Annotated in this window: 12 protein-coding genes; 8 read left to right on the top strand and 4 right to left on the bottom strand. The window is 68.4% G+C overall.

The features are described from left to right. The first annotated feature begins 121 nt into the window (after window positions 1-121). From AC3ITN_RS08715 to AC3ITN_RS08685, 7 genes are all read left to right on the top strand, one after another. Window positions 122-406: a DUF4190 domain-containing protein gene (locus tag AC3ITN_RS08715; RefSeq protein WP_313342664.1), complete on the top strand. Its 285-nt coding sequence runs from the start codon at window positions 122-124 to the stop codon at window positions 404-406. Between the two features lie 7 nt (window positions 407-413). Beyond that, window positions 414-1,184, top strand: coding sequence for a class I SAM-dependent methyltransferase (locus tag AC3ITN_RS08710; RefSeq protein WP_313342662.1), 771 nt, complete (start codon window positions 414-416; stop codon window positions 1,182-1,184). 9 nt (window positions 1,185-1,193) lie between these two features. After that, window positions 1,194-2,249: a quinone-dependent dihydroorotate dehydrogenase gene (locus AC3ITN_RS08705; protein ID WP_489392678.1), complete on the top strand. Its 1,056-nt coding sequence runs from the start codon at window positions 1,194-1,196 to the stop codon at window positions 2,247-2,249. Next, the gene (gene murB, locus AC3ITN_RS08700; RefSeq protein WP_489392677.1) at window positions 2,246-3,295 is read left to right on the top strand and encodes a UDP-N-acetylmuramate dehydrogenase; all 1,050 of its coding nucleotides are present in this window, start codon (window positions 2,246-2,248) and stop codon (window positions 3,293-3,295) included. Before AC3ITN_RS08705 ends, murB begins: the two co-directional genes overlap by 4 nt. A 32-nt stretch (window positions 3,296-3,327) precedes the next feature. Then, window positions 3,328-4,215, top strand: a complete 888-nt coding sequence (locus tag AC3ITN_RS08695; RefSeq protein WP_313342905.1) for a DMT family transporter — start codon at window positions 3,328-3,330, stop codon at window positions 4,213-4,215. 145 nt (window positions 4,216-4,360) lie between these two features. Then, a complete protein-coding gene (locus AC3ITN_RS08690; protein ID WP_313342655.1) occupies window positions 4,361-4,708 on the top strand; it encodes a helix-turn-helix domain-containing protein in 348 nt (115 codons plus the stop codon). Further along, window positions 4,705-6,012 (top strand): type II toxin-antitoxin system HipA family toxin, encoded by a 1,308-nt coding sequence (locus AC3ITN_RS08685; protein ID WP_313342653.1) that lies wholly within the window; start codon window positions 4,705-4,707, stop codon window positions 6,010-6,012. The genes AC3ITN_RS08690 and AC3ITN_RS08685 overlap by 4 nt, the downstream gene beginning before the upstream one ends. Window positions 6,013-6,019: 7 nt before the next feature. On the opposite strand, the gene AC3ITN_RS08680 is transcribed toward AC3ITN_RS08685, so the two are convergent. From AC3ITN_RS08680 to AC3ITN_RS08665, 4 genes are all read right to left on the bottom strand, one after another. Beyond that, entirely contained in the window at window positions 6,020-7,045 is a 1,026-nt protein-coding gene (locus AC3ITN_RS08680) for a phosphotransferase (protein ID WP_489392676.1), read from the bottom strand. Between the two features lie 112 nt (window positions 7,046-7,157). Next, entirely contained in the window at window positions 7,158-9,359 is a 2,202-nt protein-coding gene (locus tag AC3ITN_RS08675; RefSeq protein ID WP_489392675.1) for a hypothetical protein, read from the bottom strand. After that, on the bottom strand, window positions 9,356-10,570 hold the full coding sequence (locus AC3ITN_RS08670) for a hypothetical protein (RefSeq protein ID WP_489392674.1): 1,215 nt from the start codon (window positions 10,568-10,570) through the stop codon (window positions 9,356-9,358). Before AC3ITN_RS08670 ends, AC3ITN_RS08675 begins: the two co-directional genes overlap by 4 nt. A 92-nt stretch (window positions 10,571-10,662) precedes the next feature. Next, window positions 10,663-11,187: a hypothetical protein gene (locus AC3ITN_RS08665; RefSeq protein ID WP_489392673.1), complete on the bottom strand. Its 525-nt coding sequence runs from the start codon at window positions 11,185-11,187 to the stop codon at window positions 10,663-10,665. Between the two features lie 341 nt (window positions 11,188-11,528). On the opposite strand from AC3ITN_RS08665, the gene AC3ITN_RS08660 reads away from it, so the two are divergent. Next, window positions 11,529-14,645: a discoidin domain-containing protein gene (locus AC3ITN_RS08660; protein ID WP_489392672.1), complete on the top strand. Its 3,117-nt coding sequence runs from the start codon at window positions 11,529-11,531 to the stop codon at window positions 14,643-14,645. Window positions 14,646-14,748: the final 103 nt, after the last annotated feature.

Here is a 14,748-nt window from a genome sequence, read left to right as displayed (position 1 = left end):
GGCGGACAGGTGCTGATGGGATGAGGGCTCCTCCGCTGCCGGACCGATCCGGCGCCGGCAGCGCCGGTGGGCCAAACCGACCTATACGCTCTATCATGAGCAGCCCGCAACGGAGGACCCGATGAACCTGCCCCCCCGTCAAACCAGCGCCATGGCGCTGATCAGCCTGATCGCCGGCATCCTGGGCTGGACCGCCCTGCCGTTCCTGGGCAGCGTGGTGGCGATCTTCACCGGGCACATGGCCCGCGCCGAGATCCGCCGCCGCCCGCATGAACTGGAAGGCGACGGCCTGGCATTGGCCGGCCTGATCATGGGCTGGGTGGTGGTGATCGGCAGCCTGCTGGCGCTGCTGGCCATCGTGATGTTCTTCGGTGGCCTGGCCTGGTTCGTTTCCCTGCAATCGTGAGGTGCCCATGAGCGGATCGGACGCAACCGAACGTTTCAGCAACCGTGTCGCGGATTACGTCCGCTACCGGCCCGACTATCCGCCGGCGCTGCTGGACTGGGTGCATCGCGAGATTGGCGTGGCGACCGAAACCCTGGTGGCCGATATCGGTGCCGGTACCGGTATTTCCACGCGGCTGTTCCTGGCCAGCGGCCATCCGGTGATCGCGGTGGAACCCAATGCGGCCATGCGCGATGCGGCAGAGGCCCTGCTGGCCAAGGAATACCTGCGCCTGAAACTGGTGGATGGCACCGCCGAGGCGACCACCCTGGCCGATGACAGCGTCGGCCTGGTCACAGCGGCACAGGCGTTCCACTGGTTCGACACCGCGGCAGTGCGCCAGGAATGGGCGCGCATCCTGCACCCGGGCGGCCTGGCGCTGGTGTTCTGGAACTCGCGCCTGCTGGATGCCTCGCCGTTCCTGATCGGCTACGAACAGCTGCTGCTGGAATTCGGCACCGACTACACCGAGGTGGCCGAGCGCTACCAGGACGATGACACCATGCGCGCGTGGTTCGGCGCCGGCCTGCGCGGCATTGCCCAGTTTCCCAACACCCAGTGGATGGACGCCGACGGCCTGCGCGGCCGCCTGCTGTCCTCCTCCTACGCACCGCCTCCGGGACATCCGCGCCATGCGCCGATGCTGGAGGCGCTGCAGCAGCTGTTCGACGCGCATGCGGTGGACGGCAGGATCGCTTTTGAATACCACACCCGTGCCTTCATCGGCACGCTGGACTGACCGGACGCCATGTACTCGCTTGCACGACCCTTCCTGTTTTCCCTGGATGCCGAGCGCGCGCATGGCCTGGGCCTGAGTGCGCTCGAGCTCGCCTACCGCACCGGCACCACGCCGCTGGTGGCACGACGCCCTGCCCCGCTGCCCACCAATGCGTTCGGCCTGACCTTCCCCAATCCGGTCGGCCTGGCCGCCGGACTGGACAAGAACGGCGAGCACATCGATGCACTGTTCGCGCTGGGCTTTGGCTTTGTCGAGATCGGCACCGTCACGCCACGCCCGCAGGAAGGCAATGCCAAACCACGTCTGTTCCGGCTGCCATCGCACCAGGCCATCATCAACCGCATGGGCTTCAACAACCTGGGCGTGGATGCGCTGGTGCGCAATGTTGAGCGCTCCAAGCGTCGCGGCGGGCTGCTCGGGATCAACATCGGCAAGAACAAGGACACCCCCAACGAGCAGGCGTTCGACGATTACCAGCACTGCCTGCAGAAGGTGTACCCGCTGGCCGACTACATCACCGTCAACATCTCGTCGCCCAACACCGCCGGCCTGCGTGAACTGCAGGAAGAGACGGCGTTGCGCCAGCTGATCTCGCAGCTGCGCGACAGCCAGGAGGCGCTGGCGGCCCAACACGGCAAGCGCGTACCGATGCTGGTCAAGGTGGCGCCGGACCTCAGCGACCGCGACATCGACGCGGCCGCGCGCGTGCTGGGCGAGCTGAAGGTGGACGGCGTGATCGCCACCAACACCACCATCGACCGCAGTGGAGTGGCCAACGATCCGCTGGCCGGAGAAGCCGGCGGCCTGTCCGGCGCGCCGCTGCTGGGCCAGTCCACCCTGGTGCTGCGCCGCCTGCGCGCGCGCCTTCCCGAATCCATGCCGCTGATCGGCGTTGGTGGTATCCAGTCCGGTGCCGACGCCGTCGCCAAGATGGCCGCCGGCGCTGCACTTGTGCAGTGCTACAGCGGGCTGATCTTCCGCGGCCCGGCCCTCGTGCATGACTGCGTCGAAGCAATCCGCCGCCGCCGCGAAGCCCCCAGCCGCGGCGCGGTGGCTCCCCTATGAGTACCGCAATGCCCGCCTGGATCCTGACTGAAAACGCCTCGCTGAAGGACCTCAACACCTTCCACGTCGACGCCAACGCCGCGCAGCTGCTCGAGCTGCACGACCCGTCCCTGCTGCCGGATGTGCTGGCCCTGCCCCAGGTGGCCGGCACCCCGCTGCTGGTACTGGGCAGCGGCAGCAACGTGCTCATCGCCGACGACGTGCCCGGCACCGTGCTGGTATTCGCCAACCGCGACATCGAGGAACTGGAACACCGCGCCGACCACACGGTGGTGCGCGCGGGCGCCGGCGTGAGCTGGCACGGCCTGGTGATGTGGTCGCTGCAGAACGGCCTGTCCGGGCTGGAAAACCTGGCCCTGATTCCCGGCACGTGCGGCGCGGCGCCGGTCCAGAACATCGGCGCGTACGGCGTCCAGGTCGACGAGTTCATCCAGGCGGTGGACGCCTGGGATCGTGACACCGGCGAATGGGTGCGGTTCGACGCCGAGGCCTGTGCATTCGGTTACCGCGACAGCGTGTTCAAGCACGCCCCGGACCGTTACCTGATCACGGCCATCGAATTGCGCCTGCCGCTGCTGCACGACCTGCGCCTGGGGTATGCGGGCATTGCCGAGGAAATGCAGGCGATGGGCGTGGAACTGCCGGTGGCCGCAGACGTGGCCAACGCGGTGATCGCCATCCGGCGCCGCAAACTGCCCGACCCGGACGTGCTCGGCAACGCCGGCAGTTTCTTCAAGAATCCGATCCTGCCGCTGGAACAGGTGGAGGTGCTGCAGCAGCACTTCCCCGACCTGCCGGTGTATCCCGCCGACCAGGGCAACCGACGCAAGCTGTCGGCCGCGTGGATGATCGAAGCGTGCGGCTGGAAGGGCTTCCGCGACGGCGATGCCGGCGTGGCGCCCAGCCATGCGCTGGTCCTGGTCAACCATGGCACTGCCAGCGGTGCCGAACTGCTGGCGCTGGCGCGCCGCATCTCCGCCTCCGTGCTGGAGAAGTTCGGGGTACCGATCGAACCGGAGCCGCGCCTGATCGGCGCGCAGTGGTGAACCCACCGCTTGCGTTGCCCGCGCCGACGCCGATGCGCGCGGCGCTGCTGATGCTTGGCAGCACACTGGCATTCGGGTTGATGGCCGTGGCCATCCGCTATGCCACCCGGTATGTGCCCACCCAGGAAGTGGCCTTCTTCCGCAACGCGTTCGGGTTGCTGGCGCTGCTGCCGGTGCTGTTCCGGCCGGGCAGCTCGCCGTTCCGCACGCAGCAGCTGCCGCGCTACTTCGTGCGCAGCCTGATCGGGCTGGCCTCGATGCTGTGCGCGTTCTGGGCGATCGGCCACCTGCCGATGTCGCAGGCGATCTCGCTGTCCTATTCCACCCCGTTGTTCGTCACCATCGCCGCCGTGCTGTTCCTCGGCGAGACCGTGCGCGTGCGACGCTGGGCGGCGGTCGTGTGCGGTTTCATCGGGGTATTGATCATCGTGCGCCCGGGGGCGGCCACGTTCAGCCCGGGGGCGCTGGTGGCGGTGCTGGCAGCCGTGCTCAGTTCGCTGGTGGCCATCCAGATCAAGCAACTCACCCGTGTGGACGGCGCCGACACCGTGGTGTTCTACACCTACGTGTTCTGGGTGCCCCTGTCGCTGGTGCCGGCGTTGTTCGGCTGGGTCCAGCCCAGCGGCATGGCCTGGTTGTGGCTGGCCGCCACCGGCGTGCTGGGGACGCTGGGGCAACTGCTGTGGACGCGTGCACTCCGGCTTGGCGAGGTGTCCGCGTTGACCCCGATCAGCTTCATGCAGCTGCCGCTGGTCAGCCTGCTGGGCTGGCTGCTCTTCGATGAACAGCTGGATCGCTGGACGGTGATCGGCGCCGGCATCATCCTGGCCGCCAATGCGTACATCGCCCATCGCGAGGCGGTTCTGGTACGCCGCGCCGCGTCGGAAGCGGCCACCGCAGGCGCAAAGCCGGGCGAGTAAGCGCCAATCTTGGCCATTTAATCGGATTTCTGGCTATTAATGGCCAATATTGACGCTTTATGGCTGCTAAATACCTATTCCGTAAAGCGCCATTCTTGACACAATGTGTTCGTCATGAGACATAAGGTGCCAGGAGGGTCACCTTATGAACATATCGAACCTGAGCACTGATGACGCCGTATTGCTGGAGCTGGGCCAACGCCTGGCGCGCCTGCGCCTGGCGCGCGGCTCCACCCAGGAACAGCTGGCCAATGCCGCCGGGGTTTCCAAGCGCACCGTGCAACGCCTGGAAGACGGCACGCCGGGACAGCTGACCAACCTGATCCGTTGCCTGCGCGCACTGGAACGGCTGGATGCACTGGAGGTCCTGCTGCCGGCCGACGGCCCGAGCCCGATCGATCTGCTCGAACGCCGCGGCCAACCGCGCCAGCGTGCCCGGCCGGGGGTTGCCGAACCCGCCGCGCGGCCCTGGACCTGGGGCGATGAGCAGTGAACACCACCGCAGAAGTCCGCCTGTGGGGCAGCCGTATCGGCGCGGTCAACCTGGCCGAAGGTGATCGCGTGGCCACCTTCGCCTACGACGCGGACTTCGCCCGCTCCGGCATCGAGCTGGCGCCCTTGACCATGCCGTTGGCAGCCGGCCAGGTCTTCAGTTTCCCGGCGCTGAACCCCACCAGCTTCCACGGCCTGCCCGGACTGCTGGCCGACGCACTGCCGGACAAGTACGGCAACACCCTGATCAATGCCTGGCTGGCCACGCAGGGCCGTACCCCGGACAGTTTCAATGCGGTCGAACGACTGTGCTACACCGGCAGTCGTGGCATGGGGGCACTGGAGTTCGCCCCCGTGCATGGACCCCGCGTGCGAACCGCGCACAAGATCCAGATCGACGCCCTGGTGGCGTTGGCCGGCGAGGTGCTCAGCCACCGCCACGACCTGCGTGGCTCGTTCGGCGATGAAACACGCGCCGACGCCCTGCGCGACATCCTGCGCGTGGGCACCTCCGCCGGCGGCGCGCGGGCCAAGGCGGTCATTGCCTGGAATGAAGCCACCGGTGAGGTACGCTCGGGTCAGTCCACCGCCGCACCGGCGTTCGGCTACTGGCTGCTCAAGTTCGACGGCGTGCGCAACAACCGCGACAAGGAGCTGGCCGACCCCAAGGGCTATGGCGCGGTCGAATACGCGTACTTCCAGATGGCACGGGCGGCCGGCATCACCATCAGCGATTGCCGCCTGCTGGAGGAAGGGGGCCGGCGCCACTTCATGACGCGCCGCTTCGATCGCGATGCGCAGGGTGGCAAGCAGCACATGCAGTCGCTGGCGGCGATGGCGCACTTCGATTTCAACACCCCCGACGCGTGGTCCTACGAACAGGCGCTGCTGGTGATGCGTCAGCTGCGCCTGCCGATGGCGCAGCTGGAGGAGCAGTACCGGCGCATGGTCTTCAACGTGATCGGTCGCAACCAGGACGACCACGTGAAGAACATCGCCTACCTGATGGACCGCCAGGGCCGCTGGTCGCTGTCGCCGGCGTTCGATATCACCTGGGCTTACAACCCGGACGGCGACTGGACCGCGCGCCATCAGATGTCCATCAACGGCAAGCGCGAAGGCTTCGGGCTGGACGACCTGGCCGCCTGCGCCGCGACCGCATCGATCAATGCCAGCCGTGCGCGCGACATCATCGAGCAGGTGCGCGCCAGCGTACTGCAGTGGCCAGGGTTCGCCGACAGCGCGGGCGTGGACGCTGCCTGGCGCGACCAGATCGGCGCCACCCTGCGCACGGACCTGCGTTGAACAACGGCTAGGCCAAGGCGGCCCAGCTGCGGGTGGCGGCGTCAACCACGTTCCCCGGCGCGAACTGCTCGTCCATGTAGCGCAGCGCCTGCCGACGCTGGCTGGGCGGGCGCGCCGCCGCACCGGGCTCGAGCAGCAGGTCATGGAACTCCTGCAGGTCATGCAGGATGCGCCAATGGCGGTAGTACGCCAGGCGCGCGGGATCGACTGCCAACGCACCGTAGCCCTCGTGGAAACCCGGCGGATCGTCCCGGCCCCAACGCCCGCCCACGGCGGCACCGATGAACATCAGGTCGCGCTCACGTGGCGCCAGCAGCATGTCGTCCCAGTCGATCAGGCACAGCCCGCCATCGTCGCGCAGCAGCAGGTTGCCTGCGTGCAGGTCGCCATGGCAGAGCACGCGCGACCAGGCTTGCCCGGACAGCCGTCCGCGCAGCGCCACGCAGCGCTGCAGCACTTCGGCGATGCGCGGGCGGTGCCGGCGCCAGGCGCGCAGGTAGTCTTCGGCCAGCCCGTCCAGCAACGGCCATTGGCCGTCGCCGCGCTGCAGCCACGCCCCTACCCGCTCCACGGCGGTGTCGTCATCAAACCCAGGTTGCGCCAGGCCCGTGGCCAGCTCCGCGGGCAGCACGGTTTCATGCACGCGGCGCAGCACCTGGCCCAGACGATGCCACTGTGCCTGCGACAACGCTGCCTCGAAACCCGACTGACCTTCGACATACGCGAACAGCGTCCACTGCAACCCGTCGGCCTGGACCGCCGGTGCACCGGCGAAGGTGGACTGCGGCGCGCTCACATCGGCCGGTCCCAGCGAACCCCGAAGGTGCCGCAGCACGTTCCAGACCGCATCGCCCACCGCATAGCGCCGGCACTTCAGCCACCAGCGCGTGCCGTCGTCGGCGGTCACCTGGTAGACCGTGGCGCCGGCATCGGCACCGGCCGGCCGCTGCACCACGTGGCGGGCGCGCACGCCATAGGCCTGGGCCAGCACCGCGCCAATCTGCAACGAAGACAATTCCTGTGGATGCAGCATTACTCCGCCATGGCGCACGAACATCGCGCCACTATCTCAGAATCGCATGCACACACACAGGGCAACGCGTCACGAAGATGCGCAGATGACGCCTGCATCCAAGTGGATTACGTCAGTGAAGCGTCGTCGTCGCCAGCGCCTGCAACTCGCGCTGCAGCAGCGCCTGCACTTCTTCCAACTGGAACTGGGTGGTGAAGACCGGTACCGCGAACACATAGGGCAACCCGTCCGCATCGCGACGGACCACATACGCCAGCTGCAGCCGCGCCAGCGCGCGCCGCAGCTGCTCCGGATCCAGTACGACGCCCGCGCCATCGAAGGCGGCCAGCAGCTCCACCAGCGGGATGCCGCGCTCGCCACTGCCACGCAGCTGCGCGCAGGCGACCTGGTACACCACGATGCGGTCGATCCGGCAGGCCACCGGATCGGGACTGAGCCGCGCCCAGCCGGCCAGCGCATCGAACACGGGCTCGGACACCAGCGCGGCATGTACCTGCGTGGCGTCGATCACCCGCTGGCCACGGCCCAGCTGGGTCAGCAGCTGCTGGCACACGATGGCCACCAGGTTGGCCCGCCGGCCGCATGCGGCCACCAGCCGCTGCGGGAGATCGGGACTGGCGAAATGCACGCCAAGCCGCGCCATCGGCTCGGTCGCCAGCGCTTGGCAGGCATCTTCCTCCAGTCCGCCCACATGGATGACCTCGCCGAAGTTGCGCAGCGGCGAGGCAAAGTCCAGGGTCACCGCTTCGTACAGATCCCAGAATCCGGCGAGCATGAAGTGGCAGCGGCCCTCTTCGCTCAGCGCGCGCAGCGCCGCCAGTTGCGGATAGCCCTGCGCCGCCTCGGCACGCAGGAACAGGTCGGTCTCGTCGATGAGCAGCAGCACGCCGCGCCCTTCCGCGCGTGCCGACAGCGCTGCCACCAGGGCATCGATCCCGGTGTCTTCGGCCAAGCCCAGCTCCAGTGCAAGTCGCACGGTGAGGCGATGATCACGCAACGACAGGTACACGCAGTGCACGCGCGGATGGCCGGCGAAGCGGCGTTCAATCGCCTTCATCAGGCTGGTCTTGCCAAGCTGCCGCCCACCCACCAGCAGGTAATTTCCCGGCTCGCGATTGAGCACGCGCGCCAGCAACGATTCGCGCCCGAAGAATGCCGCGGGACGGGTGATGCCGCCGTGGGTCTGGTACGGCGATATCCGGGTCACCTTCAACTGGCGCGCCAACAGCCCGGCCAGCCCATCCAGCGCGCCGGGCTGCAGCAGCCAGCGGGTCTGCGCGACCTGGTCCAGGCACACGCACAGGTTGGCCGGGTCGTCGGCGTAGGCCGCCAGCGCAGGCTCGACCGCCAGCGACGGGCTGACCACCAGCACCACGTCCTGGCCATTGGGCATGCCACGCAGCTGCTGCACGATGGCGTCGCCGGTCATCGCGGGATCCGGTTGGTACAGCCAGAGCCGTTCCAGCGCCAGCGGCAGGTTGCCTGGCAAGGTCCACTCACGCACCAGCCCGGTCAATGCCCACTCACGTGCAGGGGCATCGACCGCTCCGATGCGCGCGGCCAACTGCAGCGCGCGCGTGGTCGGCGTTGCCTGGAGATGGCGCAGCGCCTCGCGCCAACGCACCGTGGCCACGCCAGCACCGGCCAGCACCCGATCGCGCAGCCGCAACCAGCCCAGCTGGCGGTCGATGGCCGGCAAGCCTTCCAGCGGCTGTACGAACAACTGCCGCGGCTCGCGCACGATCTCGGCCACCGCCGGCCGTACCCGGTACCAGAGCAGGCCCAACGCAGCCAGCCCCAGCGCCGCCAGCCCGAGCAGCATCGACAACCACTGGACCACCGTCCACGGCGCCTGCGCATGGCAGTTCGCCGGCAACCAGCGTGACGGCGGCGCGGGGTCGCCCGGCACGCATCGCCAGTACTGGGTGCGCGGCTCCAGCGTCTGCTCGATCACGGTACCGCGCAGCCCGCTGCTGGCGGGGAAGCGGTCGGTGAAGCGCAGGCGCAGCACGTTCGGTGCGGGCAGTTCAGCCTCCACCAGCGTTTCCGCAGGATCGTGCACGCCGGGCACGCTGACATGGTCCGGCCAGGTTTCGTGCTGCAACCAGTACGACAACGCCTCCTCGCGAAGGAACATCATGTCGATGTTGGCGCGCTGCATGAGCATCATGCTTTCACCATCGCGCTTCATCCGCCACAGCTGCACGGGGTTGAGCCAAGGCACGAACAGAAAGCTGCCCACGAACCAGGCCAGTCCGGCGACCAGCACCAGCTGCAAGCCAAGGCGCGCCGAGATGCGGGCAGGCGCACTCATGCCGGCATCGCCTCCAGACCCTCGATCACCTGGCGCACGGCTCGTCGTATCGCCTCGCAGCGCCATTCCAGCCCTACCCCATTCGCACCGGCACGCGGTGCCAGCAGGTTGCTCCAGTACAACTGTCGCAGCAGCGGGTCCATCAGGTACGGGCGCGCGGGCGTGATCGGCGATCGCTCCAACCAGCCCCGTACTGCTGCACGGGCCGTTGGCTCGCGCAGCATCGGCAACAGCGATTCCCACAGGCGTGGATGCGTCGACAGCGCTTCGATCACCGCTTCGTCGCCCTGCGCCGCGTCGGCCAGCAGCACCAGCGCGGCCTGGGCCAGCAGCGGATGGCCACCGGAAAGATCCAGCGCGCGCGCCAGGGTGTCGTCGGCAATGCCGGGGGCACTACGACGCAGGTCGTCCAGCCCAAGCTCGGGCCAGCTTTCGCTGGCCGCGATATTGAGCAGCGACAGATCGCCGCCCTGGTATTTCAGATCGGCCAGCGCCGCGCCGCCACAGATCAGCAGGTGCAGCTTGCCGCTGTACATCTCGCTGAGGCTGCGCAGGATACCGGCCAGGACATCGCGCGGACCGGCCGCGCCCTGTTCGAAGCGGCTCACCAGACAGAACAGTGCACCCGGCTGCTGCAACCGCCGCGCCAGCGCCATTTCGAAGCCGGCGTCCGACGTCACCCCTTCCAGCCCGCACTGCGCCGCCAGCAGCGCGAAGTAGTCCTGGTCGCCCTCGCCCGCGCGGAACGGCGGCTGCAGGTGCAACACCCGCTCCTGGCCGTAGCGTGCGGTTGCCTCGGCCAGGATCGCTTCGCGTTCGGGCGGCTGCCCCCAATGCGCCTGGGTCAGCAGCAGGCTCACCGGGTAAGGTCGCAACGCCTGCAGGCGGTCGAACAGGCGTGTCACCGTGGCCGGCACATTGCCAGCGCTGACGGCCTCGGCGATGGGCAAACCCCCTTCAGGTTCCACCGGGAACTCCGGCTCGAAACCCACCGACTGCAGCAGCGCATTGCATTCGGTCTCGGTCAGTCGCAGGTAGTTGGCGCAGGCCAGCACCCGGTCGCGGTGCCGCCGGCTGGGCCGGGAGGTTCCCGCCCGCCAGTTGTTGACGGCCTCGCGGCTGATCCCGATTTCAGCGGCCACGCCGCCTGCGCTGGCGCGGATCCGCCGCATGTGTCGAGACAGCAGGTCCGCGAACTCCGGGGCAGGCATGGGAAACGACCAGAACGGAAGAGAGTCGCACACCCTACCGTGGCCGGATCGGCTGTCAACCTCGCACGCACGCTCCACGCCCGCGCTCCCGCTCAGGCCGCAGAGGCGGCAGGGGTCTGCCGCACGAACAACTTGCGGGTCAGCAGCAGGTGCACGACGAAGACCAGGATGGCCAGCATGCCCAGGGCCACCACCACGCGGCCCAGTACCGCTCCCAGCCCCTTCTGGCTTTCCAGCCGCTCCAGGCGATCGAACTGCGACGGGTCGGCACGGGAATAGGCCACGGCTACGTACGGCTCCTCACCCAGGTAAGGGGTGGCGTTGTCTTCGGACGTGGAGAACTCGCCCGTGTGCGCCACGCCATTGACCTCGAAGTCGTAGCGGAAATGGTACTGGTAGGAGACGCGGCCTTTGCGGCGCTTTTCTTCGATATGGTCGACCTGCACCGGCGCCTGCACGGTCACCGCATCCTTGAGAATCGCTTCGGCCTGGCGGTGACCGCTGAGCGCCGACGACGCGAAGATCACGGCGAGCACGGCATAGCCGATGCAGCACACCCAGCGCGAAGCGCGGGACAGGCGGGCGTGCGACGTGTCTGAAACAGGAATGCTGATCATGTGCTGGTTTTCCCCGGTACTGGTGTGTGGTGGTCGGCGGCAGGAGCGCCGCGACCTCGGAAACCAGTGTGGGGAAAGCGCGAGGTGCGTTGAACCAGCAGCCCGTCAAGTCGCACGGTGCGCAGGTTGACGATGCGTCAACCCGCGGGTCGTTCGGCCGCGTCCAGCGTGGCAGGCAGCAGGCGCTGCCCCCTCCTTGGCCACGAATGTCGCCCACCCTCCCCTCCAGGTGTGTCGCCTGATCCTGCGCCGCGATATTGCGATGCGTCATGTAACCGGTTACACCCCCTGTTAGCGTGTGGCCGCCTCAATGGGAGGCTGCATGAAGTGAGGATGCATCGATGGTGTTGCCCGTTGATCGCCGTACCGCTTCGCGACGTCCCCGCCGCAGGGCCTTCGCGCTGCTCCTCCCTGCCCTGACCCTGGCCGCCGGTTGTTTCGCCCAGCAACTGCCGCCCCGCAGCCAGTGGCAGGCCAGCAGCTCGTCACAGCAGGTGCCGGCCATGGCGGTCAGCCACCTCATCGATGGCGACCCCAAGACCGTTACCGGCGGCGCCTTCAGCCCCGGCCACTGGTTCCAGATCGACCTCGGCCAAGCCACCACACTCGCCGGCGCGCGCCTCACCTGGGACGTCTCCAATCCCGAGGGATACAGCCTGCAGACCTCGCTGGACGGCGCGCACTGGCAGACCGCGTACACCATGGGCGACTCGCTCGGCGGCATCGAGACGCTGTACTTCGCGCCCCGGCAGGCACGCTACCTGCGCCTGGCCAGTCCTGCGCGCACCTCGGACTGGGGCGTGTCCATCTTCGAGCTGGAGCCCCTGGACGCTGGCGCAGGCGCACGCATTTCCGGGTTGGATGCGACCCAGGCAGCGACGCTGTGGCAAGGCGGTCCTCCGGTAGCGGTTCCCCCCGGCACCGGCACCTCCCACACCCTCGATATCGCGCTGTTGCATGCCCAGCCCACCACCGGCCTGGCCGTGGAGTGGGCGGGTGCGCATGGCGCGGCCCGCCTGCAGGCGCAGGACGGCCAGGGTCACTGGACCGAGCTGGCGCGCGACCCGCAGGCCGGTAACCGCAGTCAGAGCTGGCTGGCAGGTGCGGTGCCGATCACCGCGCACGCGCTGCGGCTCACGGTCGACGGCGGCAGCCCGCAGATCGCCCGGCTGCGCCTGCTTGGCCCAGCGGCGGTGATGACGCCGATGAAGCGCTACCAGATCGCCGCCACGGGGGCGCAGCACGCCCTGTTCCCGGCCTCGCTGCATATGCAGCAGACCTATTGGACCGCCGTGGGTGTGCATGGCGGCCTGCAGAAATCCATCTTCGACGAGTACGGCAACATCGAAGCCTTCAAGGGCGCACCGCTGGTCCAGCCGATCTGGCGCAATGCCGATGGCACTACCGCCGCGGCGTCCGACAAGCGGGTTCGCCACGCACTGCGCGATGGCTGGAAGCCGATGCCCTCGGCCACATGGTCGCCGCAACCGGGGCTGGAACTGGAGAGCGACGCCTTCGCGGTGGAGATCGGCGGACAGCCGGTGACTTTGGTGCGCCATCGCCTGCACAACACCGGCACCACCCCGGTGGAAGGCAACCTCACCCTTGCCGTGCGGCCCATGCAGATGAATCCGCCATGGCAGAACGGGGGTCTCTCACCGATCCGCGCGGTGGAGGTGGACGGCACGTCGGTGCGCGTCAATGGCCGCACGCTGCTGCAGTCGCTGACCCCCGTCGATGCTTCGGGAGCCGCCCCCTTCGGCACCGACGGCAGCAGCGAGATCACGGCCGCGATCGCCGCCGGCGTGCTGCCCACTACGCAGCACGCCGAGGATCCGGACGGCATGGCGGCGGCGGCGCTCGCCTATAGCGTCCAGCTCGCGCCGGGGGCCAGCCGCTCGGTGGTCGTCGCCTTCCCGCTCGGCACGGCGGCGGCAGACGCGCACGGCGTGCTGCCCGAGGCGCCGCCGCTCGCACTCGGCAACAGCGCGCATGATCCAGACGCCCTCTTCGAGGCCTTGGCCAGCCGCGTCTCCAGCGACTGGCAGCAGCGACTCGGCCAGGTCGGGCTGCGCCTTCCCGCCCCCTCGCTGGTGGACATGTTGCGCGCCCAGGCGGCGTACATGCTGATCAACCAGACCGGCCCGGCGATGCAGCCCGGCCCGCGCAATTACAACCGCTCCTTCATCCGCGATGGCATGGCCACCTCGGCGGTGCTGCTGCGCATGGGCGAATCCAAGGTGGCGCGCGACTACCTCGCCTGGTACAGCGAACACGGCGTGCACGCCAACGGACTGGTCTCGCCCATCCTCAACAACGACGGCAGCGTCAACACCGGGTTCGGCTCGGACATCGAATACGACAGCCAGGGCCAGTACATCGCCCTGATCGCCGATGTCGCGCGCCTGGATGGCGGGCCGGAATCGGTGCGCGCCTACCTGCCCAAGGTGAAGGCCGCCATGCGCTTCCTGCAGGAACTGCGTGAGCGCACGCTGGTGCCCGGCTACATGGCCGGCCGGCCCTCGCCGGAACGGTTTGCCGGCATTCTTGCGCCTTCGATCAGCCATGAAGGCTATCCCTCGCCCACCCACAGCTACTGGGATGACTACTGGGGCCTGAAGGGCTGGCACGATGGCGCGTGGCTGGCCGAGTCGCTGGGCGATCACGAAACCGCGGCGTGGGCGCGCGAACAGTACCGCCTCCTGCACGACGCGCTGGCGGCGTCGATCCGCGCCACCATGGCGTGGAAAGGCATCGACTTCATCCCCTCGTCCGCCGATCTGGGCGATGGTGACCCCACCGGCGTGTCCATCGCACTGGACCCCACCGGCGCGCAGGACGTGCTGCCGGCGCAGGCGCTGCGCACCACCTTCGCGCGCTATCTGGACGACGTACGCAAGCGCAGCCAGCCGGGTGATCTCTACGCCTACACGCCCTATGAAATCCGCAACGTGCTCAGCTACGTGCATCTTGATCAACCCGAGGCGGCCGACGAACTGCTGCAGGGCCTGCTGAAGGACCGTCGCCCGCTCGAGTGGCAGGTGCTGGCCGAGGTGGTGCATTCGCGGCTGCGCTTCCCGCGTTACCTGGGCGACATGCCACATACGTGGATCGGCGCGGAGTATGGCCGCACCCTGTTCGGCATGCTGATGCGCGAGGACGATGACGCGCTGTCGCTGCTGCCGGGGACGCCGCCGTCATGGCTGGTGGGCGATGGGCTGGCCGTGGAGCGGTTGCCGACCGCCTTCGGCACGCTGCAGATGCAGGCTGTGCAACGCGATGGCACGCTCACGCTTACGCTGGGCAATGGCCTGCGCGCCGGCACGGCGGTGCGGGTGTGGTGGCCGAACCGGGCAGTGCCCAAAACCGTACGCGTCGATGGCCGCGCGGTGAAGGATTTCGATGCGCAGGGCGTGTTGCTGGGCAAGCCGTTCCGGACGCTTGAGGCCACCTGGTGATCGTTTGAACCGGGCAGTCCAGCCAAGCATGGCCGGGCTCTACAGGTCGGGTAATCCCGGCTGGGCGGTGGGACGCCTGTGCGCGCGGGGAGTCCCGCTCCTC

This window comes from Stenotrophomonas sp. KH_036_B (genome assembly GCF_057839485.1).
Note: the sequence above shows the minus strand (reverse complement) of the source record. Positions and strands in the feature narration are given on the sequence as shown.